Here is a 23,995-nt window from a genome sequence, read left to right on the forward strand (position 1 = left end):
GAGGAGAGCCGCATGTACGTCGGTATCGATGTGGGCACATCCATGGTCAAGGCGGCGGCCTTCGACGCCACGGGCCGTGAACTGGCCGTGTCCTCCCGCCCGGTGGACCTCTCCCTGCACGGCGGGGTCGTCGAGCAGGACATGGAGGAGGTGTACGGGGCGGTCGTCGCCGTGCTCGACGAGGTCACCGAGCGGGTCCCGGGGCCGGTGGAGCTGGCCGGGCTGACGGGGCAGGGCGACGGGGTGTGGCTGGTCGACGCGGAGGGGCGGCCCGTGCGGGCGGCGGCCTCCTGGATGGACGGGCGGGCGCACGAACTGGTCGACCGGTGGCTGGCGGACGGCACGTTCGAGACGGTGTTCCGGCGGACGGGCAGCGCGATGTTCCCGGGCTGCCCGGGCCCGCTGCTGGCCTGGCTGGACCGTCACGAACCGAAGGCGCTGGACGCCGCGAAGGCCGCCCTGTACTGCAAGGACGTGGTGTTCCAGCGGCTGACCGGCGCCGGTCCGACGACGGATGTGTCGGACGCGTCGATGCCGTTCCTCGACCCGCGGACCCGGGCGTACGACGACGGGGTCGTCGAGCTGCTGGGGCTGGCGCACCGCCGGGGTCTGCTCGCCCCGGTCAGCGACCCGGTCGCGACGGCCGGGGCGCGGGGCGAGGGCCTGCCGTCCGGGACCCGGATCGTGAACGGCCCGTACGATCTGCCGGCCTGTGCGCTGGGCGCCGGGGTGACGTCGCCGGGGGACGGTCTGCTGATCGTCGGGACCTGCCTGGCCAGCCTGGTCGCCACCACCGAGCTCGATCTGACCGGCGAACCGGCGGGCCTGTACATCTCCACCGACCGGCCCGGACACTGGCTGCGCGCCATGCCCGCCATGGTCGGCACGGCGGCGCTGGACTGGGTGCTGTCGACGACGGGGGTGCGGCACGACGAGGTGGACGGTCTGCTGGCCGGAACACCGCCGGGCGCGCACGGCGTCCGCGTGCTGCCGTACTTCGCGCCCTCCGGTGAACGCGCCCCCTTCGTCGAGCCGCGCCTGCGTGCCGAACTCACCGGTGTCTCGCTGGAGTCGACCCGGGGCGACCTGGTCCGCGCCACCTGCGAGGGCATCGGGTACGCGGCCCGGCACTGCCTGGAGGCCGCGGGCCTGACCGGGAGCCTGGCTGTCTGCGGGGGCGGCACGCGCAGCTCCGCCTGGATGCGGCTGCTGGCCGATGTGCTGGGCCGGCCGCTGCGGGTCGTCGAGGGCGAGGTGGGGGCGCGGGGCGCGGTCCTGGCGGCGGCCGAACGCCACGGGGTGCCGCTGGACGCGGAGGGGTGGACGAAACCGACGGCGGTCGTCGAGCCGGACCCGGGCCGGGCCGCGTTCTACACGAGGGGCTACGAGGAGCATCTGGGCCGGCTGGCGCAGGCCCGGGCCCGCGCAAGGAGCTGAACACACCTGTGGCGAAAGGGACTTGGATGCACCTGAGACGCCGATCTCTCCTGCTCGCGGCTGCCGCGGGACCGGCCACGGCTGCCACGGCCGCCCCGGCGGCCGCCGAACCCCGCAAGGGCGGCGGCCCGGTCGTCATCGGTCATCGCGGCGCGGCCGGCTGGCGCCCCGAGCACACGGCGGCCTCGTACACGTACGCCGTGCAGACCGGTGCCGACTGGATCGAACCGGATCTGGTGCCGACGAAGGACCACGTGCTGGTGGTCCGGCACGAGAACGAGATCTCGCAGACGACGGACGTGGCGCGTCACCCGGAGTTCGCGGACCGCCGCACGACGAAGACGGTCGACGGGCGGCCGGTGACCGGCTGGTTCACGGAGGACTTCACGCTGGCCGAGCTGAAGACGCTGCGGGCGGTGGAGCGGCTGCCTGCGGTCCGCAACCGCAACACCGTCTTCGACGGCCGTGCGGAGGTCATGACCTTCCAGGAGGTCGTGGACCTGGCGCGGCGGCTGTCGAGGGAACACGGCCGGACGGTCGCGGTCTTCCCGGAGACCAAGCACCCCACGTACTTCCGGTCGATCGGCCTGCCGCTGGAGCCGAAGCTGGCGGCCGCGATCCGCCGCAACCGGCTCGGCCGGCGCGAGTGCGTGGTGCAGTCCTTCGAGCCGACGAGCCTGCAGCGCATGACGGATCTGAACGTGCCGCTGTGGCAGGCGCTGGGGACGACGGGCGGGCCGTACGACCTGCCCTCGATGACCTACCGGGACATGATGACGCCGGCGGGACTGGCGCGGATCGCGGAGTACGCGGACTGGATCGGGCCGGACAAGTCCTCGGTCGCCGGCACGACCCTCGTCGCGGACGCGCATGCGGCGGGGCTGCGGATCGGGCCGTACACCTTCCGCGCGGAGAACCAGTTCCTGCCGGCGGAGTTCCGGCGCGGGACCGGACCGAACGATTTCGGGGACGCGTTCGCCGAATACGCGCTGTACTACCGCATGGGGGTCGATGCGGTCGTAACCGACTTCCCGGACTTGGCGGTGATGGCCAGGAGGGTCTGAATGTTTTTCAAGGACAAGCACTGTCCGACCTGTGGCGGCAGCGGCACCCAGGTGTTCACGCCGCTCAAGCCCGGGGAGAGGAAGGCGCTCGGGACGAACCGTACGGACCTGTGGCGGTGCACCGCTGCGGGCTGCCGTTGGTATCAGCCCTGGGGCCACCAGGCGGGCGGCGGGCGGCTCCCGGAGGAGTTGCAGAACCCGGGAGCCGACGCCTCACAATGAGCCCTACAGGTTGGAGAAGTCGGGGCCCTTGGTGCGGGTGCGCTTGATCTCGTAGAAGCCGGGGACCGAGGCCACGGCGAGGGTGCCGTCCCAGAGGCGGCCGGCCTCCTCGCCCTGCGGGGCCGGGGTGACGACGGGGCCGAAGAAGGCGATCTGTTCGCCGTCGCTGCCGGGCACGGCGATGACCGGGGTGCCGACGTCCTGGCCGACCTTGTCGATGCCCTCCTTGTGGGAGGCGCGCAGTTCCGCCTCGTACGGGGTGGAGTCCCAGTGCTCCAGGAGGGACTCGGGCAGGCCCACGTCCTTCAGGGCGGCGGCGACCGTCTCCTTGCCGGGGCCCTCGGCCCGGTTGTGGATGCGGGTGCCGAGCGCGGTGTAGAAGTCGCCGAGGACCTCGGCGCCGTGTTCCTGCTGCGCGGCCATGACGACCCGGACGGGGCCCCACGCCTTGGTCTCCAGCAGCTCGCGGTACTCCTCGGGCAGCTCGTCCAGCTTGTCCTCGTTCAGGACGGCGAGGCTCATGACATGCCAGCGCGCCTCGATGTCCCTGACCTTCTCCACCTCCAGCACCCAGCGGGAGGTCATCCAGGCCCAGGGGCAGAGCGGGTCGAACCAGAAGTCGACGGGGGTCTTGTCCGACATGTCTCTCCTCAAGAGGGAACCGTTTCTCCGGCAACGCCGGTCCGCGCTCCCGTCATTCCCGGCTGCCCCGTGTCAGGGGCACGTGGCAGGATCGGTCCTGTTCAGCCGTACCCCACGACATCTGAGGAGTGCCGCCCGTGCCCGGTGAGAATCTGTCCCGCGACGAGGCCCGGGAGCGGGCCGCCCTGCTGAGCGTCGACGGGTACGAGGTGTCCCTCGACCTGCGGTCCGCGGTCGGTGAGGACCGAGGGGACGGGCCCCGCACCTTCCGCTCCATCACCACGGTCCGCTTCCGCTGCAACGAGCCCGGGGCGAGCAGCTTCGCCGACCTGATCGCGCCGAGTGTGACGGCCGTCTCACTCAACGGCCGTGATCTGGACCCCGGTGAGGTCTTCGACGGTTCCCGGATCACGCTGGAGGACCTGGCCGCGGAGAACGAGCTGGTGGTCGACGCGCAGTGCGCGTACTCCCGCACCGGCGAGGGCCTGCACCGCTTCGTCGACCCCGAGGACGGCGAGGTGTACCTGTACACGCAGTACGAGCCGGCCGACTCCCGGCGGGTCTTCGCGAACTTCGAGCAGCCCGACCTGAAGGCCCCCTACCGGTTCGAGGTGCGCGCGCCCGAGGGCTGGACGGTGTGGAGCAACGGGGCCGGTGAGCAGGCCGACGGGGTGTGGCGGTTCGCCGAGACCAAGCCGATCTCGACGTACATCACGTGCGTGGTGGCGGGCCCGTACCACTACGTGACGGACTCCTACGCGCGCACCCTCGCCGACGGCACGACGCTGGAGATCCCGCTCGGCGCCCTGTGCCGCAAGGGCCTCGCGCCCTACTTCGACGCCGAGGACGTCTTCCTCGTCACCAAGCAGGGCCTGGACTTCTTCCACGACCACTTCGACTTCCCGTACCCCTTCGGGAAGTACGACCAGGCGTTCGTGCCCGAGTACAACCTGGGCGCGATGGAGAACCCGGGGCTGGTGACGTTCCGCGAGGAGTTCATCTTCCGCGGGAAGGTGACCCAGGCGTCCTACGAGGGCCGGGCCAACGTCATCCTGCACGAGATGGCGCACATGTGGTTCGGCGACCTGGTCACCATGGAGTGGTGGGACGACCTGTGGCTGAAGGAGTCCTTCGCGGACTTCATGGGCGAGTTCTCGCTCGTCGGCGCGACCCGCTTCGTCAACGGCTGGATCACCTTCGCCAACCGCCGCAAGGCCTGGGCCTACCGCGCCGACCAGCTGCCCTCCACGCACCCGGTCACGGCGGACATCCGCGACCTCCAGGACGCCAAGCTGAACTTCGACGGCATCACGTACGCCAAGGGCGCGTCGGTGCTGAAGCAACTCGTGGCGTACGTCGGCGAGGAGGCGTTCCTGGAGGGCGCCCGGCGCTACTTCAAGCGGCACGCGTACGGCAACACGCGCCTCGGTGACCTGCTGTCGGTGCTGGAGGAGACCAGCGGCCGGGACATGAGCGCGTGGGCGCGGTCCTGGCTCCAGACGGCCGGGGTGAACTCGCTGACGCCACAGGTGCTGCTGGGCGCGGACGGCCGCGTCGAGGAGCTGGCGGTGGTGCAGGAGGCCGCCGAGTCCCACCCCGAACTGCGCCCGCACCGGGTGGCGGTGGGCCTGTACCGGGTGACCGGCGGCGGGGCGCTGGAGCGGTACGCGCGCGTGGAGACCGACGTCGACGGCGCGCGGACGGTCGTGGCGGAACTGGCCGGGACCGACGCCCCCGACCTGGTCCTGGTCAACGACGACGACCTGACGTACTGCAAGATCCGCTTCGACGAGACCTCGCTGGCGACCCTGCGCGAGCACCTGGGTGCGGTCACCGACCCGCTCGCGCGCGCCCTGTGCTGGTCGGCGCTGTGGAACATGACGCGTGACGCGCTGCTCCCGGCGCGGGACTTCGTGGACCTGGTGCTGCGGTTCGGCGGGCGCGAGTCCGAGATCGGCGTCGTGCAGATGCTGCACGCGTGGGCCGAGTCGGCGGTCACCCACTACACGGCACCCGCCCGGCGCGAGACGGCGGCCCGGCTGCTCGCCGAGGGCGCCCGGCGCGAGCTGTACGCGGCCGGGGCGGGCAGCGAGCACCAGCTCGCCTGGGCGCGCTTCTTCGCCCGGACGGCCACCGCCGAGGCCGACTTCGAGCTGCTGCGCGAACTGCTGGACGGCACGGCGACGGTCGAGGGCCTCGACCTGGACCAGGAGCTGCGCTGGGTGTTCCTGGAGCCGCTGGCCGCGCACGGGGCCGTGAACGAGAAGGCGCTGGCCGAGGAGCTGACCCGGGACGACACGGCCTCCGGCAAGCGCCACCAGGTGCGCTGTCTGGCCGCCCGCCCGTCCGCGGCGGTCAAGGCGCAGGCCTGGGCGCAGGTCGTGGAGTCGGACGCGCTGTCCAACGCCATGGTCGAGGCGACCATCGCGGGCTTCTCCCAGGGCTCGCAGCGTGAGTTGATCGCGCCGTACGCCGAGAAGTACTTCGCGGCGATCGAGCGGGTGTGGGCCGAGCGGTCGATCCAGATCGGCATGCACGTGGTGCAGGGCCTGTTCCCCTTCCTCCAGCAGTCCCAGGAGACGCTGGACGCCACGGACGCGTGGCTGGACGCCCACCAGGACGCGGCCCCGGCCCTGCGCCGGCTGGTGCTGGAGTCCCGTGACGATCTGGCACGGGCGTTGCGTGGACAGGCGTGCGACGGGGCCTCTGACCAGTAGCTTTGGCCTGAGATCCGGGCATGGCGGCTTCGTTACGAGATGAGTGCCCCGCAAGCCGTAACCTCTGGTCCGCACCCGAACGGACCAGGGGCTTTCGGCATCCGAACAACCGTCCTTTAGTGCTGGGTTGTCCGTATTTGTCGACGGCCCTGTAACAGCGGTTAAAGAGTGGTCGGAACGCGGGAAATTGCGGGTCATGACCCACAACACCCCGCTCTCCCCCCGCCCCCTGCGCGACCTGTCCGGCGGCGTGCGCCCCCGCGTGATGACGACGGCCCAGCTCCGCTCGCACGGCGTCTCCACGGCCGAGACGAACGAGCACTGCCGGGCGGGCGGCCCCTGGCAGCAGTTCCTCCCCGGCGTCGTCCTGCTCCACCCGGGCCCGCCGACCAGCGAGGAGCGGCTGCACGCGGTGCTCATGTACGCGGCACGGGAGCGCGGCACCGGGGTGCCCGCCCAGCCCGGCGCGGGCGGGCCGCACGCCTCCGCCCACCCCGAGGTGATGATCACGGGCCTGGCCGCGCTGACGCTGCACGGCTTCTCCTCCACTCCCCCGCTGCCGTCCCTGGACGTGATCGACGTCCTGGTCCCGCGGCTGCGGCGGCTGCGCTCCACGGGCTGCGCGCGCATCGTCCGCACGTCCGACGTGCCCACCCCCGAGCCGGTCACGGGGGTGCCGGTGGCGCCGGTCGCCCGCGCCCTGGCCGACGCGGTGGCGGAACTCGCGGACGCCGGCATCGTCCGCCGTCTGCTGACGGAGGCGGTGCGCGGAGCCCACTGCGACCCGGCGGCGGTGGTCCGCGAGCTGAACCAGGCGCGGCTGCTGAGCCGCCCACACGTGGTGGACGCGGTGGAGTCCCTGCTCGCCGAGGGCCGGGCGATCGCGGAGGGCCGCCTGTACCGGATGGTCCGCGACTACGGCCTGCCCGACCCGGTGTGGAACGTCGACCTGCGTCTGCCCGGCGGCCCCTACCTCGGCGGCCTCGACGTGTACTGGCCCGACCAGGCGGTGGCGGTGGAGCTCGACACCCGGGCGCCCCGGCAGGACGACGACGCCCTGTGGTCCGAGTACGCCCGCAAGCGCGAGCACCTGGAGCGGCTCGGCATCACGGTCGTCCACATCACGCCGAGGAAGCTCCGCGACTCCCCGGAGCAGCAGGCGACGGTGATCCGCACGGCCCTGATGGCCTCGGCCGACCGCGAACCGGCCGCGCATGTCGTGGTGCTGCCCCGGTAATGACGGACCCGGGTGCAGCACCAGGAGGGGAGAGGAGGGGCCGCCGGAACTGACCGGCGGCCCCTCCTCGCATTCCGGCAGCGACGGATCTTGATCTGTCGCGGTGGCGGCTACGAACAAGAGGTGGGGGGAGGGGACGCGCCGCCTCGCCGCCGGGGCGGCCGTCTGCTGCGGCAGGCAGGTGAATCCGTCAGACGGACGGCTTCGGACCGGATGCGCCGCCCGCGGAAGAGGGCCAGTGTCGAGTCGAGGCGAGGAGGCGCGATGGACCGAGGAGACGGAGCTCGGAGGGAAGGTGACAAGAGAGGGGGGCCGACAGACGACCCCGGGCTGGACACGTTGCTCCTTCGCGCCGCCGACGGCGACGAACAGGCCTTCGCCGCACTGTACGACGCCTTGGCGCACACGGTGCTGGGGCTGGCCTGCCGGGTGGTGGGTGACAAAGCCCAGGCGGAGGAGGTGACCCAGGACGTGATGGTGGAGGTGTGGCGGACCGCCGACCGGTTCCAGCCGGCGCGCGGAGCCGCCCGGAACTGGGTGCTCACCCTCGCGCACCGCCGCGCGGTGGACCGGGTGCGGTCCGTCGCCGCGGGCCGCGCCCGCGAGCTGCGCGCCGCGGTCATGGAGCAGGAACGGTCCTTCGACGCCGTCGCCGAAGAGGTCGAGGTGCGGGAGGAGCAGCGCGCCATCTTCCGCTGCCTGGCCCAGCTGGCCCGCGAGCTCAGGCTGCCCCTGGTGCTGGCCTACTACGAGGGGTTGACGTACGCGGAGGTCGCCGACGCGCTCTCGACACCGGCGGGAACGATCAAGTCGCGGATGCGTCAGGGGCTGCGGCGCCTGCACGACTGTATGGAGGCCGCCACGTGAGCCTCGCCGATGATCCCCACCTCGCTGTCGGAGCGTACGTGCTGCACGCGCTTCCGGCCGGTGAGGAAGCCGTCTTCGAGAAGCACCTGGCCGTCTGTGTGTCATGCCGTCGGGAAGTGGATCAGCTGTCGAGTGCGGCGGTTCCGCTGGGGGCGGCGGAGACGAGCGCCCCCTCAGCGGACCTGCGCCGCCGGGTGCTCGACCAGATCGGCACCGTACGTCAGGGCCGGTCCGTCGCAGTCGAGTCCCGGCGCCGACGCCGACTGCAGCGGAGCCTGGTGCCGGCGCTGGCGGCGTCCGTGGCGGCGGCCGCGGCTCTCGGAGGCGTCGCCTGGTGGCAGAGCTCCGAGGCCGACACCGCACGCGAGCAGTCCGCGCAGGTCCGTGCCGACTACCGGCATCTCACCGATGTCCTTGCCGCCCCCGACGCCACGATCAGCACCCAGGAGCTGGCGCGCGGCGGGACCGCGAGCGTGGTCGCCTCCCGGGCGCAGGGCCGGTCCGCGCTCATCGCCTCCGGACTGCCGCCGCTCACCGGCGAACGGGTCTACGAACTCTGGTACGCCGAATCGGGGCGGTACCGGCCGGCAGGACTGCTGTCCTCGGCGGGCGGACGTCAGACACATGTGCTGGATGGGCGCCTCGAAGGGGCCACTGCCGTCTGTATCACCGTGGAACCGGCCGGCGGCTCCACGCAGCCCACCACCGACCCGGTCGGCGTCATCCCCGTCCCCGCTTGAGGGTCACGGCTCGGCCACCGCGACGGCAGCCGCACACCCCTCCCCCACCGCCACGTCCCCGACGGCCCAGCCCGGCAACCGGCGGGGCCCGGCCGCGGAGGCGCCGAGGTGGTCCAGGTGGAGGTCGCGTCCCAGTCCGGTGCCGAGCCCTTTCAGATACGCCTCCTTGCGGGTCCACACGCGGGCGAAGGCGGCCGGGCGCCCCTCCGGCGGACACGCGGCGAGTTCGGCGGCCTCCCGGGGATGCAGCGTCGCCGTGAGGGCGGAGACGACGTCGGCGGCGGGCAGCCGCTCGATGTCCGCGCCGACCGCTGTGTCCGCGAAGGCGAGAAGGCAGAGCCCGGCGGTACGGGAGAGGGAGAAGCACAAGGGCGCGCCGGGCACGTCGGGGCGGCCGTGCGGGCCCCCGCACACGGGGCAGGGTCGCCGTACCAGCGGCACGTCCGACGGCTCGACGCCGAGGTAGGCACCGAGGAGCATGCGCAGGCACACGTGGGCGACCCGGTAGCCGTCCCTGTCCGCCGCCCGGTGAAGTGCCGCGGCCCGCGCCCTTTCCCCGCTGTCCAGCACCGGGTCCGCGAGCCGGGCCGCGGCACCGCGGAGATCCTCCACCCGGGCCAGCCACAGCCGGGGCCGGCCGGGGCGCGGCGGCTTCGGGAGCCGGGCCCAGGCGGCGGGCGTGAGCCGCTCGGGAGGCGGGAGCGGCATCAGGGGGAGGAGGCACATGGCGACGGCCGCCTTCAGTCGGAGGGGGCTCGTACCGCCCGGGCGTCCTCGATTGCGCTGCCGTGCGACACCGGCGGGGCGAGCGCGTCGCCACCGTACAGAGCCCGCACCCAGTTGCCCTGGTAGATCGTGTCGAGGTAGCGCTCGCCGAGGTCCGGGGCGAGCGCGACGGGGGTGAGGCCGGGCGTTCCGTGCCGGGCGAGCCAGCTCGTCGCCCCGCTGACGACCGTGCCGGTCGAACCGCCGAACAGGAAGCCCCGCCTGGCCAGGCTCTGGCAGGTACGGATGGCATCGGCCTCCTCCACCCGGACCGCCTCGTCGACGTAACTCTCGTCGAGCAAGGGGGGCCGGACGCTCATGCCCAGTCCGGGAATCATGCGCCGTCCGGGCGGGTCGCCGAAGATGGCGGAGCCGACGCTGTCCACCGCCACGATCCGCACCGGCCGGTGCCAGGAGCGGAACCAGCGTGCGCAGCCCATCAGCGTGCCGGTCGTGCCGACACCGATGAACAGGACGTCCAGGAACGGGAACCGGCGGGCGATGGCCGGTGCCGTCCTGCGGTAGTGCGCCCGCCAGTTGTCGGGATTGGTGTACTGGCTCAGCCACACGTAACGGGCGTCCGCGGCGCACAGATCGCGCAGGTGCGCCAGCCGCGCGCCCAGCAGACCGCCCGTGGCGTGCTCGTCGGAGACGACGTGGACCTGGCTGCCCAGGGCCTCCATCATCAGCCGGGTGGCCAGGTTGCACCGGGAGTCCGTCACGCAGACGAAGCGGTAGCCCTTGCTCGCCGCGATCATGCTCAACGCCACGCCGAGGTTGCCGGAGGAGGACTCGACCAGGATCGAGTCACGCCTGAGGGTCCCGCTTCGCTCGGCGGACTCCACCATCTCGGTCGCGGCCTTCAGCTTGATCGAACCGGCGAAGTTGAAGCCCTCGCACTTGAGGAAGAGCCGGTGTCCTGTCATCGGCTCGAGGTCGACGTACAGGTCCTCCTCGTTGAAGGCGTGGGGTTCGGATATGACTGGCACGATGTTCTCCTCGTCCAGGGCCGGACGGTGGACGCGTGTCGTCCTCAGCCGTGCCGGCTCAGTTCGTGAAAGAAGTGGTCGACGACCCGCAGTTCGCCGGAGCGGGCCAGTTCGTCGTAGACGTAAGAGCCGACCGCGAGGTCCAGCACCCCCAGGCCGAACGGCGAGAAGATCGCCGGGCGTTCGGCCGGGACCGTCACGCGGCCGGCCATCACGTCGTCGAGCGTGCCGAGCAGGAAGTCGCGGTTGCCGGTGAGGCGTTCGGTGAGGTGCGGGGAGGTGGCGGCCCTGAGGCAGTGGTCGATGTCGTCGACGACGTTGGTGGCGCTGAGCAGCACCTGCGGCGCGAGGTCGCGCAGCGACACGTGCAGCACCACCGGGTTGTGCCGGAACCACGACGGCTCGGTGATGTGCGGCCGGTCGGCGACCGTGGCGAAGACGATCAGATCGCTGAGGCGGATCAGTTCCTCGGCGTCACGGTGCACGGTGACGCGTCCGACGGCTCCGGACTGCTCCAGGTAGGTGCGGAAGCCGGCGGCGCTGTCGGGGGACAGGTCATGCACACCGATGGCGTCGAAGGACCAGCCGGTGCCCTCAAGGTAGGTGTGGATGTAGCGGGCGATCAGACCCGCCCCGACGAATCCCAGGCGGGCGGGGCGCGGTCGTCCCCTGCTGAGCCGGTCGGCGGCCGACGCGGCGGACGCCGCGGTCCTGGCGGCGCTGATGATCGAGCTCTCCATGCAGGCGAAGGGGTAGCCCGTGGTGGGGTCGTTGAGGATGAGTACGGCTGACGCCCGGGGGATGCCCGAGGCGACGTTGCCGGGGAAGCTGGAGATCCATTTCAGGCCGTCCACCGGGCCCTCGCCGCCGAGCGAGGCGGGCAGGGCGATGATCCGTGACGTCGGCCGGTCGGGGAAGCGCAGGAACGAGGACGGCGGGTTGACCGTACGGCCGGCGCCGTGCAGGCGGTAGGTCGCCTCGACGACCTCCACCACGGTCTTCTCCCTGCCCTGGAGGACCTCCTTGACCTGGCTTCCGGGGACGACGGCGAAGGACGGCACGACGGGGGTGTGCGTCCGGGCGGTGTGCGGGACGGTGTGCAGGGTGGTCATGCCGCTTCCCTCCCCGTCCGCGGTCCGGGAAGGCCGGGACGCACAGGGTCGGCCATCGCCACCACGACCTCCCGCGGCCCCCGGTACGCCTCGCGGCTGTGCGCGGTGCGGATGTTGTCCACGAGCATCAGGTCACCGCGCTGCCAGGGCCGGCGTACGGTGAGGGCTTCGTAGGTCTTGTTGATCTGCTCGACGACGTCCGGGGGCACCGGGTCGCCGTTGCCGTAACGGGTGTTGAAGGGCAGCCCGTCCGGTCCGTACTCCTCGACCAGGAACTCCCGGACCTCGGGTGCCATCGTCCATTCGTTCAGGAACGCGATCTGGTTGAACCAGCAGTTCAGACCGGAGACCGGGTGCCGCACCACGGCGTGCCGGCGCTGCCGCGTCCGCAGCGAACCGTCGGGCTGCCAGGACCAGTCGATCGCGTGTGCACGGCAGTAGGCCTCGACGGCGCCCCGGTCGTCGGTGCCGAACGACTGACCGAGCGTCGCGCCGATCCCCTCGTTGTAGGCCCTGGTGAGCAGCCAGCCCTCCCGGGCGAAACGCTCGACGAGGTCGGCGGGCAGCGCGTGCAGCACAGCGGTCGCGTCGGCCACCGCGGTGGCACCGCCTTCGGCGGGGGGCTCCAGGCAGGCGAACAGCATCAGGCCGGGACACTCCGCGGCGTAGCTGAGTTCGTGATGCATGCACATGGGCTGGTTGGGCGGCCAGGCCGACGACGTGTAGACGCCGTCCGCGTGGCGGTCACGGGCGGCGAACGCCTCGCGTTCGGCCACGGGCTGCTCCGCCACTTGGCGCAGGACCGACCCGACGTCGGCCGGGGTGCGCAGTCCGAGGCCCCGGACGACGAGCGCCCCTCGCTCGGCGACGAGTCCGCGCAGCGTCTCCCGCCGGTCGGCCGCCCAGGCCGCCGCGTCCGTGCCGTCCGGGGTGTCCGCGGCATCGAGTACCGCAAGGCCGTCCGGAGCCGGTGTCGTGGTGGCCCTGTTCTTGCGGAAGAGTGCCGACAGCATGTCGATCTCCTCTCGTACTCCTGGTGTCCGTCACGGTTCTTGGCCGGTCCGGCTGTCGATCAGCCGGGCCAGGTCGGCCAGTACGGGACGGTCGGCGAGGTCGCGCGGGGAGATCACCCGGTCCACCGCGACCGCGAGCCGCACCGCCGACAGGGAAGTGCCGCCCAGATCGAAGAAGTTGTCGTCCCGGCGGATCCGCCCGGGCGGCAGGCCGAGTTCCGTCTCCCATCGCGCCGCGAGCCGCCGCTCGCCCGGCGTCCGCGGGGCGCCCTGGGCGTCCCGGGCCGGACCGAGGTCCTCGGCGAGCGCCGAGAGCGCCTTGCGGTCGGTCTTGCCATTGGCGGTGAGCGGCAGGCGGTCCAGCCGGTGGAAGGACGCCGGGATCATGTACGCGGGCAGCAGGTCCGCGAGCCGCTCCCGCAGCTCCTCGGCGGTCACCGCGCACGCGCTCGTCCAGAAGGCGGCCAGCTGACGGCCGTACTCCTGCGCGCCGGTCACCACGACCGCGCAGTCGGTGACGCCGGGCACGCGCAGCAGCGTGTTCTCGACCTCGCCGATCTCGACCCGGAACCCCCGGATCTTCACCTGCGCGTCCCGGCGGCCGAGGAACTCCAGTTTCCCGTCGGGCCGCCAGCGGCCGAAGTCGCCTCCGCGGTAGAGCCGTTGGCCGGGGCGGTAGGGGTCGGCCAGATAGGCGAGCCGGGTGCGTTCGGCGTCGTTGACGTAGCCGCGGCCGACGCACACCCCGGAGAAGACGATGGCGCCGGGCGCCCCGAGCGGAACCGGAAGCAGGTTCTCGTCGACGACGTACTGGTACACGTTGGCGATGGGCCGGCCGAGCGGGATCCGATCGGTGCCGGGCGCCCGGTCCATCACCTCGTGGTTGGTGTCGTCGGACGTCTCGGTCAGTCCGTAGGCGTTGACCAGTCGCACGGCGGGACCGGTGGTGAACCACCGCCGGACCAGTTCCCCGCGCAGCGCCTCGCCGGTGACGGACACGCACCGCAGGTCCGGCAGGTCCCGCGGGCGGCGTTCCAGGGCGGACAGGAGGACGTCGAGATAGGACGGCACGAGTTGCAGGACGTTGACGCGGCCCTCGGTGATCGTGTCCAGGAACCGGTCCGCGTCGAGGACGGCGTCCTGCTCGACCAGCAGGGTCCGCCCGCCCGTCAGCAGCCCCGCGAGCAACTGCCACAGCGAGATGTCGAAGCACTGCGAGGCCGTCTGCGCCACCACGGTGCCCTCGCCGATGCCCAGGTCGCCGATCTTGGCGTACAGGTGGTTGAGCAGGCCGGCGTGCTCGCACAGCGCGCCCTTCGGCTCTCCGGTGGAGCCGGAGGTGAAGAAGACGTACGCGAGTCGGTCCGCCGGTATGTCCAGACCGAGGTCCGTTCCGTCGGTGGCCCGGTCGGTGACGTCCGGGACGAGCAGCCGCCGGGTTCCGGGGAGCGAGGCGAGCGCCCGGTCCAGCTGCCCGGTGCTGTCCGGTTCGGTGAGGACGTACGAGCAGCCGGCGCGGGTGAGCATCGCCCCGATGCGGCCGGGCGGGTGACGTGGGTCGACGGGCAGGTACACGGCCCCGGCCTTGAGGACGCCGAGCACGGCGGCCGCCCAGTGGAGGTCGCGCTCGGTCACCACGGCGACCGTGTCCTCGGGGCCGACCCCCTCGGCCAGCAGGGCGCGGGCCAGCCGGTTGGCCCGCGTGTTGAGGTCCCCGTACGTCCGGCTGCGGCCCCGGTGGACCACGGCGACGGCGTCCGGAGCGGTGCGCACCCGCTCCTCGAACAGTTCGTGGCACCGGCGGTCCGGCAGCGCACGGCGCGGCCCCGCCAGCCCGTCGAGTTGGAACCGGCGTTCGTCCGCGGACAGCAGGCTGCGGCGGTCATGGGGGGCGTCGGGGTCGGCGGCGATCGCTTCCAGTGCGGCGAGGTGGTATCCCCCGATCCGGGCGGCGCAGTCCGCGTCCAGCAGATCCGTCCGGTGACGCAGGCGCAGGACCAGCCCGTCGCCCTCGTCGTCCGCCGAGACCCCGAGAAGCACGCTGCCGTCCGCCGGGACAGTGACCTCCTGCCCCGCCGGGGCGAACACCGCTTCGGGGCCGGCCCCGGACGGTGAGCCGGTCCCGGGCGACGGCACCGCCGCCTCGGCACGCCGGGCTCGAAGCACCAGCCGGCGCCAGGTGCCGGACCCGACCGTCAGCTCGAAGGGCAGCGGCCCGGCCCGGCCGGGGAGCAGACAGCCGCTGCGCACGTCCGGATCGCCGGAGAGCAGGGCGAGCACCTTCGCGTGGGCGGCGAGGAGGATCACGGTGAGCGGCACGCCGAGTTCACGGGCCCGCACACGCAGGGCCGCCGTCACGTCGCCGGGGACGCGCCTGACGTGCTCCCCGGTGCCGGGCACCGGCTCCTTCGCCCATCGGGGCACGGCCGTGAAGCCGCCTTCGACCCTGCTGTCACTTCCGGGGACGCGGGCGTCGGTCGTCGTCGCTGCCATCACCGCGCACCTCCGCGTTCGTCGAGGGGGTGAGCCGGATTGCCCGTCCAGCGGGTGTGTTCGGGGACCGTCTCGCCCTTCATGAGGAAGGAGTCCGCCGCCAGCACGGCGCCGTCGCCGACCGTCACCCCGTAGTGCACGAGCGCTCCGACGCCGAGGGTGCAGCGGGCGCCGAGCGAACTGCGGTCCGACTTGAACGTGCCGTCCTCCTGGGAGTGGCACTGCAGGACACTGCCCGAGTTGAGGGTGCAGTCGTCCCCTACGGCCACCATGGGGCGTTCCGTGAGATGGCAGCCGTCGTCGAAGACCCGCGCCCCGATCCGGACGCCCAGCAGGCGCCACACGACGCTCTTGAACGGGGTGCCGTCGAGGACGTGCAGATAGGTCTCGGACGGGACCTTCCAGTAGCGCTCACGACGCCAGAAGCGGCGGTCGTAGATCGAGCAGAACAACGGCTCGGGTGGGTGCGCGGCCGTGACGGCCCGCTCGAGGAGGACGTAGTACAGGAGGGTGAACGGCAGCAGGACGGCGTTGGCGAGCGCGAGGACCGTTGTGCCCCACGCGGGGTACCGGCTCGCGGCGATCGCGAAGAGCAGGGCGACGCAGAAGAAGTACAGCCATGCCGTGAGCAGGTGACATGCCATGGTGACGGCGTTGTGCCGGTTCTTGGCCGCGAGGCTCCGGCGCAGGCTGTTCCCGTCCTTGAGCTCGTCGAAGGTGCTGTCCCGCGCCACCGACCGCGGGATCTCGAAGCAGGGGGAGCCGAGAAGTCCCACATCGTGCCGGAGCGGTCCGCTGACGGGGACCGCCACCTTGGTGGCGAGGAGGCAGTTGTCGCCGGTCCGGCCGCCCGCGGGGTAGGCGATCCGGTTCCCGAGGAAGTTGTGCGCCCCGATCACGGCCGGCGACAAACGGAAGGAGGTGCTGGAGTACTCGGCATTCATCAGGGACAGTCCGTCGGCGACCATGGTCCCGGCGCCGATCCTGCTCAGGTAGGGGCTCTCGTGCTTGACCGCTGTGCCGAAGTTCGAGCCGGTCTGCTCCACGGGAGTCAGGCGATAGCCGATCCAGCGCAGGTAGTGCACGATGCAGGAGCTGTCGCCGAACAGCCGCGTCAGGGATTTCCTGTTCGTCATCAGGACGATCGTCCGGTGCACGGAGTAGTGAAAGCCGAAGAGCGGATACGTCCGGCCGGGCCGAAGGCATCTGCCCAGCAGCCGTGGGACGGTGGCCAGGACCACGAGGGCGGCGAGCACGCCGCCGAAGAAGACCACGGCCGTGACCACCAGCAGGTCGACGTAGCGCACCGTCGCCCCGCCCCTCACCACCGCTGACCCCTCCAGCACCCGGGAGAGCAGCACGTCCAGACAGCCCACCGCCAGCGGCAGGTACACCAGCAGCACTGTCAGCATCAGCAGGGCACCGTGGGCCGCTCGCCGTGCGGTGCCGCACCGGGCGGGCTCCACTTCGGGGAAGTCGCCGTCCGAGGGCTGGGCCGGAGAGCCCTGCCAGTGCTCGCCGTCGGGGACCGCCTGGCCGGTGTGCAGGGAGGACGCGTGCCCGAGCCGGGATCCGTCGCCGAGCCGGGTCCCGATGTCCAGCACGGTCACCTCGCTGACGACCGCGCCCCGGCCCAGGGTGACCGGCCCGGTCTCGATCACCCCGTCGGCCGCGTGGTAACAGCTGATCAGCGCGTCCTTGCGGACGAGCGTGCCGTCACCGACGGTCAGCAGATCGGCGCAGACGGGGACGGAGCGCGAAAGGATCGTCACTCCGGCGCCGATGCGCGCGCCCAGGGCCCTCAGGAAGAGAGGGTAGAGCGGCGACCCGGCGAACAGGACGAGCGGGCTCGACCGGATCAAGGTCTTGACGAGCCAGAACCGGAAGTAGGTGAGGCTCCAGACGCGAAACCGGCGTGGTGTGAACCGGCCGAACAGCAGCCACTTGGCGATCACGGGCAGGGCGCACAGCACGAGGAGCAGTGCGGCGCCGAACACGACGCTCCGCAGGTAGGCGTCGAGCAGGTGTGCCTGCGCGGAGATCCATTCGTAGCCCTGGGCGGTGACGGCGGCGAGGAGAAGGGCGTAGACGAGGAAGGCGAGAAGCTGGAGTGCCCCGCAGAGCACGCGGTGGGGGCGGCCCGTCGGCGGTGCCGGTGCCGGGGCCTGGGCCTGTTCCCTGGGCAGTGCGGGCGGGCCGGGCGTCTCGGATGCGGGGGGCGGCGGGGCGCTGTCGAGCAGTGCGGCCGCAAGGCTGCCGGCGGTCGGATGCCGGTAGACGTCGCGCATCGACACCGGCGGCAGGTCCGGCCGGTTCCTCACCCGCGCGCAGAAGTGCGCCATCACCAGGGAGTCGGCGCCGAGATCGTCGAAGAAGTCGCTGTCGATCGGCACCTCGTCCAGGTGGGCGACATCCGCCAGCAGCGCGGCGAGCCGCTGCGCCGCAGCGGCGACCGCGGCGTCCGGCGGTGCCTCGCGGGGCCGGGCTCCCTTCACGATGCCCCTGGCCGCCTCTTGCAGTTGCTGTCCCGTCATGGGGAGGACCCCCTCGGCTGCGACTGTCGCGTGCCCTTCCTCGATAGGGGTTCGTAGCCAGGCAGCCGAGGGATGGACATTCCGGCTGTTCTTCTCGCATGGTGAGCGGGTCTCTCATCAGGCGAACAGACGGCACCGCCCTACCCCTTCTTGAGCACCAGTTCGGTGTTGCGGTCCTCCGGGTCGCCGCCGAGGGTCGTGCTCGCGCCGGGGGCGTTGAGGGACAGCTCCCGGTAGAGGGCGGCGAGGCCGGTCTGGGAGAGGTCGGAGAAGTCCGTGCGGTGCGGGGCCGAGGACTCCACCAGCGTCGTGAACAGGGAGATCGTGCCGTCCTTGTTGTCGGTCAGCTCGATCACCCGGGCCAGCTGCGGGAAGTCGACGTGGGAAGCGGTGGAGATCTCCCAGAAGGAGCGGCCGCCGGGCGCGGAGTGCGGCGTGATGACGTTCTTGTGGATGTGGCCGTTCACCCAGGCGAGAACGTTGGCGTGGCTGCCGAGCAGGGCCAGGACCTCCTGGCCGTTGCGCCGCCGCTCGTGGGGGCGGGCGGGGTCGGGGCGGGTGTTGGTCATCGTCTTGCTGGTGTGGTGGCTGAAGATCAGCGCGTAGGAGTCCTTGTTGTCCCGCAGTGTCCTGTCGAGCCACTTCATCTGGGCCGTGCCGATGGACCCCTCGTAGTGGCCACCTGCGTCGGTGGTGTCCAGGCTGATGCCGATGACGTCGTCGGAGATGCGGAAGGCGTAGTACTGGGTGCCCGCGTCCAGGTTGGCGGAGGAGTAGCCGTGGCCGGCCGGGCCGACACCGCGGTAGGCCGGGTCCAGGTGCGCCTCGAGGTACTCGGCCGGTGTGAAGGGCGCGCGCCTCTCGTCGGGGGTGACCGAACGCATGCCGCGGGCGTGGGACTTGAGGAAGTCGTGGTAGCGGACGCCCTGGGGGTCCCGGGCCTTCTTGATCTGCGCCTGGAGCTGCTGCGCCTCGGCCGCGGTCACGTTCATCAGCTTCTTGCCGCCGACGGCGAGTTCGGTGAGGTACGAGTCGCCGTGCGAGGCGTAGCAGCCCATGGGCAGGGAGTCGTGGTTGCCGACGGTCGAGTACCAGGGCAGGTTGAGGCCAGGGCTCTGCACCTCCCGGATCGCGGCCTTCAGGAAACCGTCGAGGCGCGGGAAACCGGCCTGCTTGTCGGTGTCGCGGACGGCGGCGTCCGGCTGCCAGTACTGCTTGAGGCCGCTGTTCTGGACGCCCTCGTACCGGCGCGGGTCGCCGGTGTTGGGCGTGATGCGCCCGCCGCTCATGATCTTCAGGAACCACTCCAGCTCGGACTTGGCGTTGTTGTCCGTGTTGTCGCCGGTGGTCATGGCGAAGTGCAGCGGGGCGCCGGTGACGGGGGCGCCGCGCAGGGCGTTGATCCGCTCCACGAGCGCGATGGCGCCCTGGACGGTCAGTGCCTCGTGCGGCCGCCAGGCGTGGATGTCGGCCGAGCGCAGGTACTCCAGGCGCAGCGGGTGCTGGGCGTCGATGATGTGCAGGTCGGTGAGCTGCACGAAGGCGGCGAGCGCGGTACGGCGGCCGGCGCGGCCGGACTTGGGCGCGGCCAGCTCGGAGCGGACGACCCGCTTCCAGCCGGGTCCGTCGCCCAGGCGCCGGTAGCCGGAGCTGCCGCGCGGGGCGGCGACGGACGCCACGGTGGTGCCCTTGGTGTACGGGGCCAGGGGCGCGGCCGGTGCCTGGCGCGAGGAGGCCGCCACGGCGGCGTCGGTGCTCTCCTTGACCGTGGCGGCCTGGCTGTCGCTGGGCCGCAGGGCGTAGCCGACGCCCCCGGAGAGGGCGACCGCGCCGGTGGCGGCGAGGACGGAACGACGGTGGATGCCCTGGCCGGAGCCGGCGACTGAGCGTGTGCGCGACATGCGCTTCTCTCCCCGAGTGCGAACGCGTCGGCAGTGGTCGCGGGGCGTTCACGACGTGAACACCCCGCTCGTACTGGATCGTTGGCAATGGGGATGACCTGCGCGTGAACGAGGCGGCAACGCGCAGCGCCGATCACCGGACGTGGATCTTGGACTGCCCTGCGCGTCGTCGTCTGCTCCGGATACGGCCCGGAGCCGGTCACGCGGCGTTCACTTTCCGGGGTACTGCACCTACTCGAGGGTGTCGGCCAGCCGTCCGGTGACCGGGCGTTCGCGCCACATCCGCAGGGCGATGTCGACCATCGGCACCCGGACGAGACCGGGGACCGCGTCGAGGTCCTGCCAGGCGGCGAGGTCGGTGGAGCCGTTCACCTCGTTGCGCAGTTCGCCGCCGATGATCCGGCCCTCGTAGACGAACCGGACGCCGTGATGGTCGACCGGGAGCCCGAAGCCCTCGCGGAAGACGCGGTGGGAGGAGTTCACGCCGAGCAGTCCGGTCACCTCGATGTGGTACCCGGTCTCCTCCTCCACCTCCCGCACGACGGTGTCGTAGGGATCCTCGCCGTGCTCCATGCCGCCGCCCGGCAGGACCCACTCGGGCGTGCCGTCCCGGGCGGGCGAGCGGGCGAGCAGGATCTGTCCGTCACGGACGCATATGGCGTAGGCCGCCACCCTCAACTTCTGTCGCACTTGGGGACGTTAACCGATTTCTTCGCCACCTTCAGGACTGATGCTCACAAATCGCATCGCGGGTTTTCCCCATACATCCATTTCGTTTCGGTCAACACTCCCCAAAGAACTTCCCCTTGCGTAAGGCTGTGCGATCGTCCGGGCTTGCCGTTCGGATCGTCTGCGACCGGGACCGATCGGCCTCGGTCGCTTCCCGCTCGTTCCTTTACCTACAAGGGATGCCGATGACCCCTCCCACCCCGCGTGATCAGATATCGGGCCCGAGACGTGTGGCACGCATCGCCGTGGCCGCCGGTCTCGTCGCCGCGCTCTCCGCGGCCGGGCCGATCCCGATGGCCTTCTCCGCCGACGGTCCGGGCGCGGACGCCCCGGCCGACCCGAGCGTCAAGTCCGCGCACGCCAAGCTCGGTTCGGACGACGCGGACCTGCTCTCGGAGGCCAAGGCCGACGGCGACAAGACCGTCACGATGATGATCGCCACCGCGCCCGGGCAGACCGAGCAGGTCGCCGGGCAGCTGGACGCGGTCAAGGGCGGCTCGGTGGGCCGGGCCGACGACAAGCTGGGCTACGTCCGCGCCACCGTCCCGACGGCCAAGGCCGACTCGGCGATCGCCGCCGCCGCCAAGCTGTCCTCCGTGCACGGCATCGACCTGCGCGAGGAGATCCCGCTGGACGACCCGACGCCGAGCGCGGACACCGCCAAGGGCTCCAAGGCGACGGGCGCGTACCCGGCGCCGGGGAAGAAGACCCCGGCCGAGAACCCGTACAACCCGTCCTTCGAGACGGGCGCGGTCGACTTCGTCGAGGACCACCCGAAGGCGGACGGCCGCGGCGTCACCATCGGCATCCTCGACTCCGGCGTCGACCTCGGCCACCCGGCGCTGCAGAAGACGACGACCGGTGAGCGGAAGATCGTCGACTGGGTGACGGCGACCGACCCGATCATCGACCAGGACAACACCTGGCGCCCGATGGTCACGGCCGTGTCCGGCCCGGCCTTCACCTACCAGGGCCAGTCGTACAAGGCGCCGGCGGGCTCGTACGCCGTCAGCCTCTTCAAGGAGTCGTACACCACCGGCGGCGACGCCAAGGGCGACGCCAACCGCGACGGCGACACCACCGACGTCTGGGGCGTGCTGTACGACGCCAAGACGGGCACGGTCCGGGTCGACCTGAACAACAACAACGACTTCGCCGACGACGCCCCGATGAAGCCGTACAAGGACGGCCACCAGGTCGGGTACTTCGGCACCGACAACCCGGCCACCGACGTCGCCGAGCGGCAGCCGTTCGTCGTGGAGATCCGCAAGGACGTCCCGATGGACCCTCTGGGCGGCACCTGGGTCGGCAAGAAGTCCGACTTCGTCAACATCGGCGTCATCGAGTCCGAGCACGGCACGCACGTCGCCGGCATCACCGCCGCCAACGGCCTGTTCGGCGGGAAGATGGACGGTGCCGCTCCGGGCGCCAAGCTGGTCTCCTCCCGTGCGTGCACCTGGTCGGGCGGCTGCACCAACGTGGCGCTCACCGAGGGCATGATCGACCTCGTCACCAAGCGCGGCGTCGACATCGTCAACATGTCCATCGGCGGCCTGCCGGCGCTGAACGACGGCAACAACGCGCGCGCCGAGCTGTACACGCGCCTCATCGACGACTACGGCGTCCAGCTGGTGATCTCCGCGGGCAACTCCGGCCCCGGCGCCAACACCATCGGCGACCCGGCCCTGGCCGAGAAGGTCATCTCGGTCGGCGCGTCCGTCTCCAAGGAGACCTGGGCCGCCAACTACGGCTCGGTCGTGGAGAAGAAGTACGCGATGATGCCGTTCTCCTCGCGCGGACCGCGTGAGGACGGCGGCTTCACGCCGACCCTGGTCGCCCCCGGCGCGGCGATCAACACCATCCAGACCTGGATGCCGGGCCAGCCGGTCGCCGAGGCGGGCTACACCCTGCCGGCCGGCTACGGCATGCTCCAGGGCACCTCGATGGCCTCCCCGCAGGCCGCCGGTGCCTCGGCGCTGCTGATCTCGGCCGCCAAGCAGAAGAAGATCGACCTCACGCCGGCGACCCTGCGCACGGCCCTCACCTCCACCGCCGACCACATCAAGGGTGTGCAGGCGTACGAGGAGGGCGCGGGCCTCATGAACATCGAGGACGCCTGGGACGCCATCCGCGACGACGCCACCTCGCACTCCTACACGGTCAAGGCGCCGGTCGACACCGCGATCGACCAGTTCCTGAAGACCCCGGGCCACGGCACGGGCCTCTACGACCGTGAGGGCGGCCTGAAGGCCGGCCAGAAGAAGACGTACGAGATCACCCTGACCCGTACGTCCGGCGCCGACAAGGCGATCCGGCACGAGCTGCACTTCGAGAACAACGCGGGCGGCACCTTCCGCATCGTCGGCTCCGACGAGGTGAAGCTGCCGCTGAACCAGCCGGTGACCGTCAAGGTCCAGGCCGCGCCGAAGTCCGCGGGCATCAAGAGCGCCATCCTGGAGGTCGACGACCCGAAGACCGAGGGCATCGACCGTCAGGTCCTCAGCACGGTGGTCGTCTCCGCGCCGCTGAAGTACACCTTCTCCGCGAAGGACTCGGTGCAGCGCAACAGCTCGCACCACTACTTCGTCACCGTCCCCGAGGGCGCCAAGACCCTCGAGGTCGCGATGAGCGGGCTGAAGGACAAGAGCCAGACCCGGTTCATCTCCATCCACCCGTACGGCGTCCCGTCCGACCCGACGTCGACGATCAACTGCTACCCGAACTACCCGAACCCGGCCAACACCTGCCGCCCGGACCTGCGTTCGTACGCCGACCCGCAGCCCGGCGTCTGGGAGATCGAGGTCGAGTCGCGCCGTACGTCGCCGCTGCTCGACAACCCGTACAAGCTGGACGTCGCCGTGCTCGGCGCGGCCTTCGACCCGGAGACCGTGACCGTGCCCGAGGCGAAGGTCGGCACCCCGGCCGCCGCCTCCTGGAAGGTGACGAACGGCTTCGCCGCGCTCGACGGCAAGCTGGTGGGCGGCCCGCTGGGCTCGGCCAAGACGGCCCGTCCGTCGATCAAGCAGGGCGAGACGCAGACCACGACGGTCGAGGTGCCCGCGGGCGCGAAGTCCCTGGACGTCGCCATCGGCGGTGTCTCGGACAACGCCGCGGACCTGGACCTCGCCGTGTACGACGCGTCGGGCACCCAGGTCGGCAGCTCCGCGGACGGTGACTCGGAGGAGTCGGTGTCCGTGCCGTCCCCGGCCGCCGGGAAGTACACCGTCGAGGTCGTCGGCTACTCGGTGCCGGCCGGCACCACGGAGTACGACTACCAGGACGTGTTCTTCTCCGCCTCGCTCGGCAGCGTCACCGTCGACGGCTCGGCGCCGGTGAAGCTCGGCACGGGCGACTCGGCCACGGTCTCCGGCAGCGTCACCGCCGCGGCGGCCGCTCCCGAGGGGCGCGAGTTCTTCGGCCAGGTCCAGCTGGTCAACGCGCGCGGCACGGTCGCGGGCCTGGGCAGCGTGAAGATCGAGAAGGTTCTGCCGTAGCGGTATCGCGGCACTGGGGGCGGGCGTCCGTTGGGGCGC

The 23,995-nt window shown here is 71.7% G+C and carries 17 protein-coding genes; 8 read left to right on the forward strand and 9 right to left on the reverse strand.

Going from position 1 to position 23,995, the window contains the following annotated elements:
• The first annotated feature begins 12 nt into the window (after nucleotides 1–12).
• Genes ACIRDU_RS04770 through ACIRDU_RS04780 form a run of 3 tightly spaced genes read left to right on the forward strand, consistent with a single transcriptional unit; the run spans nucleotide 13 to nucleotide 2,723 of the window.
• A complete protein-coding gene (locus ACIRDU_RS04770) occupies nucleotides 13–1,437 on the forward strand; it encodes an FGGY family carbohydrate kinase (RefSeq protein ID WP_403574411.1) in 1,425 nt (474 codons plus the stop codon).
• 26 nt (nucleotides 1,438–1,463) lie between these two features.
• A complete protein-coding gene (locus ACIRDU_RS04775) occupies nucleotides 1,464–2,501 on the forward strand; it encodes a glycerophosphodiester phosphodiesterase family protein (RefSeq protein ID WP_403574413.1) in 1,038 nt (345 codons plus the stop codon).
• Nucleotides 2,502–2,723 (forward strand): hypothetical protein, encoded by a 222-nt coding sequence (locus tag ACIRDU_RS04780; RefSeq protein WP_403574416.1) that lies wholly within the window; start codon nucleotides 2,502–2,504, stop codon nucleotides 2,721–2,723.
• 3 nt (nucleotides 2,724–2,726) lie between these two features.
• Here the strand turns inward: ACIRDU_RS04780 and ACIRDU_RS04785 are convergent, their stop codons facing one another.
• Nucleotides 2,727–3,365 carry a DsbA family protein gene (locus ACIRDU_RS04785; protein ID WP_403574419.1) on the reverse strand — a complete coding sequence of 213 codons (639 nt, stop codon included), beginning with the start codon at nucleotides 3,363–3,365 and terminating at the stop codon, nucleotides 2,727–2,729.
• Nucleotides 3,366–3,502: 137 nt separating this feature from the next.
• Here ACIRDU_RS04785 and pepN point away from each other — a divergent pair, with 137 nt between their 5' ends.
• From pepN to ACIRDU_RS04805, 4 genes are all read left to right on the forward strand, one after another.
• Nucleotides 3,503–6,082 (forward strand): aminopeptidase N, encoded by a 2,580-nt coding sequence (gene pepN, locus ACIRDU_RS04790; protein WP_403574422.1) that lies wholly within the window; start codon nucleotides 3,503–3,505, stop codon nucleotides 6,080–6,082.
• Between the two features lie 196 nt (nucleotides 6,083–6,278).
• The gene (locus ACIRDU_RS04795) at nucleotides 6,279–7,319 is read left to right on the forward strand and encodes a hypothetical protein (protein WP_403574424.1); all 1,041 of its coding nucleotides are present in this window, start codon (nucleotides 6,279–6,281) and stop codon (nucleotides 7,317–7,319) included.
• 264 nt (nucleotides 7,320–7,583) lie between these two features.
• The gene (gene sigK, locus ACIRDU_RS04800; RefSeq protein WP_403574427.1) at nucleotides 7,584–8,186 is read left to right on the forward strand and encodes an ECF RNA polymerase sigma factor SigK; all 603 of its coding nucleotides are present in this window, start codon (nucleotides 7,584–7,586) and stop codon (nucleotides 8,184–8,186) included.
• Entirely contained in the window at nucleotides 8,183–8,926 is a 744-nt protein-coding gene (locus ACIRDU_RS04805; protein ID WP_403574430.1) for an anti-sigma factor domain-containing protein, read from the forward strand. The genes sigK and ACIRDU_RS04805 overlap by 4 nt, the downstream gene beginning before the upstream one ends.
• 3 nt (nucleotides 8,927–8,929) lie before the next feature.
• On the opposite strand, the gene ACIRDU_RS04810 is transcribed toward ACIRDU_RS04805, so the two are convergent.
• The 8 genes from ACIRDU_RS04810 to ACIRDU_RS04845 all read right to left on the reverse strand — a co-directional run bounded on the left by ACIRDU_RS04810 (nucleotide 8,930) and on the right by ACIRDU_RS04845 (nucleotide 20,423).
• Nucleotides 8,930–9,652 carry a 4'-phosphopantetheinyl transferase family protein gene (locus tag ACIRDU_RS04810; protein WP_403574433.1) on the reverse strand — a complete coding sequence of 241 codons (723 nt, stop codon included), beginning with the start codon at nucleotides 9,650–9,652 and terminating at the stop codon, nucleotides 8,930–8,932.
• 14 nt (nucleotides 9,653–9,666) lie between these two features.
• Nucleotides 9,667–10,680 carry a 2,3-diaminopropionate biosynthesis protein SbnA gene (gene sbnA, locus ACIRDU_RS04815; RefSeq protein WP_403574436.1) on the reverse strand — a complete coding sequence of 338 codons (1,014 nt, stop codon included), beginning with the start codon at nucleotides 10,678–10,680 and terminating at the stop codon, nucleotides 9,667–9,669.
• Nucleotides 10,681–10,724: 44 nt separating this feature from the next.
• On the reverse strand, nucleotides 10,725–11,792 hold the full coding sequence (gene sbnB, locus ACIRDU_RS04820; RefSeq protein WP_403574439.1) for a 2,3-diaminopropionate biosynthesis protein SbnB: 1,068 nt from the start codon (nucleotides 11,790–11,792) through the stop codon (nucleotides 10,725–10,727).
• Complete coding sequence (locus ACIRDU_RS04825; RefSeq protein ID WP_403574442.1) at nucleotides 11,789–12,805, reverse strand: TauD/TfdA family dioxygenase; 1,017 nt, start codon at nucleotides 12,803–12,805, stop codon at nucleotides 11,789–11,791. Before ACIRDU_RS04825 ends, sbnB begins: the two co-directional genes overlap by 4 nt.
• A 30-nt stretch (nucleotides 12,806–12,835) precedes the next feature.
• Nucleotides 12,836–15,298 carry an amino acid adenylation domain-containing protein gene (locus ACIRDU_RS04830; protein WP_403574445.1) on the reverse strand — a complete coding sequence of 821 codons (2,463 nt, stop codon included), beginning with the start codon at nucleotides 15,296–15,298 and terminating at the stop codon, nucleotides 12,836–12,838.
• Nucleotides 15,298–17,832 (reverse strand): Pls/PosA family non-ribosomal peptide synthetase, encoded by a 2,535-nt coding sequence (locus ACIRDU_RS04835; RefSeq protein ID WP_403574447.1) that lies wholly within the window; start codon nucleotides 17,830–17,832, stop codon nucleotides 15,298–15,300. Before ACIRDU_RS04835 ends, ACIRDU_RS04830 begins: the two co-directional genes overlap by 1 nt.
• A 140-nt stretch (nucleotides 17,833–17,972) precedes the next feature.
• Nucleotides 17,973–19,733, reverse strand: a complete 1,761-nt coding sequence (locus ACIRDU_RS04840) for a TIGR03767 family metallophosphoesterase (RefSeq protein ID WP_403574450.1) — start codon at nucleotides 19,731–19,733, stop codon at nucleotides 17,973–17,975.
• Nucleotides 19,734–19,964: 231 nt separating this feature from the next.
• The gene (locus tag ACIRDU_RS04845; RefSeq protein ID WP_403574452.1) at nucleotides 19,965–20,423 is read right to left on the reverse strand and encodes an NUDIX hydrolase; all 459 of its coding nucleotides are present in this window, start codon (nucleotides 20,421–20,423) and stop codon (nucleotides 19,965–19,967) included.
• A gap of 224 nt (nucleotides 20,424–20,647) precedes the next feature.
• On the opposite strand from ACIRDU_RS04845, the gene ACIRDU_RS04850 reads away from it, so the two are divergent.
• Nucleotides 20,648–23,956 carry a S8 family serine peptidase gene (locus ACIRDU_RS04850; RefSeq protein ID WP_403574455.1) on the forward strand — a complete coding sequence of 1,103 codons (3,309 nt, stop codon included), beginning with the start codon at nucleotides 20,648–20,650 and terminating at the stop codon, nucleotides 23,954–23,956.
• Nucleotides 23,957–23,995 lie beyond the last annotated feature (39 nt).

It is taken from the genome of Streptomyces sp. NPDC093598, assembly GCF_044764825.1.
Classification (GTDB): domain Bacteria; phylum Actinomycetota; class Actinomycetes; order Streptomycetales; family Streptomycetaceae; genus Streptomyces.

What these genes read in the sequence shown, in the direction of transcription:
- ACIRDU_RS04770 (WP_403574411.1), top strand. Translation starts at nt 13, where the DNA reads ATGTACGTCGGTATCGATGTGGGCACATCCATGGTCAAGGCGGCGGCC.
- ACIRDU_RS04775 (WP_403574413.1), top strand. Translation starts at nt 1,464, where the DNA reads ATGCACCTGAGACGCCGATCTCTCCTGCTCGCGGCTGCCGCGGGACCG.
- ACIRDU_RS04780 (WP_403574416.1), top strand. Translation starts at nt 2,502, where the DNA reads ATGTTTTTCAAGGACAAGCACTGTCCGACCTGTGGCGGCAGCGGCACC.
- ACIRDU_RS04785 (WP_403574419.1), bottom strand. Translation starts at nt 3,365, where the DNA reads ATGTCGGACAAGACCCCCGTCGACTTCTGGTTCGACCCGCTCTGCCCC.
- ACIRDU_RS04795 (WP_403574424.1), top strand. Translation starts at nt 6,279, where the DNA reads ATGACCCACAACACCCCGCTCTCCCCCCGCCCCCTGCGCGACCTGTCC.
- sigK (WP_403574427.1), top strand. Translation starts at nt 7,584, where the DNA reads ATGGACCGAGGAGACGGAGCTCGGAGGGAAGGTGACAAGAGAGGGGGG.
- ACIRDU_RS04810 (WP_403574433.1), bottom strand. Translation starts at nt 9,652, where the DNA reads ATGTGCCTCCTCCCCCTGATGCCGCTCCCGCCTCCCGAGCGGCTCACG.
- sbnB (WP_403574439.1), bottom strand. Translation starts at nt 11,792, where the DNA reads ATGACCACCCTGCACACCGTCCCGCACACCGCCCGGACGCACACCCCC.
- ACIRDU_RS04825 (WP_403574442.1), bottom strand. Translation starts at nt 12,805, where the DNA reads ATGCTGTCGGCACTCTTCCGCAAGAACAGGGCCACCACGACACCGGCT.
- ACIRDU_RS04830 (WP_403574445.1), bottom strand. Translation starts at nt 15,298, where the DNA reads ATGGCAGCGACGACGACCGACGCCCGCGTCCCCGGAAGTGACAGCAGG.
- ACIRDU_RS04835 (WP_403574447.1), bottom strand. Translation starts at nt 17,832, where the DNA reads ATGACGGGACAGCAACTGCAAGAGGCGGCCAGGGGCATCGTGAAGGGA.
- ACIRDU_RS04840 (WP_403574450.1), bottom strand. Translation starts at nt 19,733, where the DNA reads ATGTCGCGCACACGCTCAGTCGCCGGCTCCGGCCAGGGCATCCACCGT.
- ACIRDU_RS04850 (WP_403574455.1), top strand. Translation starts at nt 20,648, where the DNA reads ATGACCCCTCCCACCCCGCGTGATCAGATATCGGGCCCGAGACGTGTG.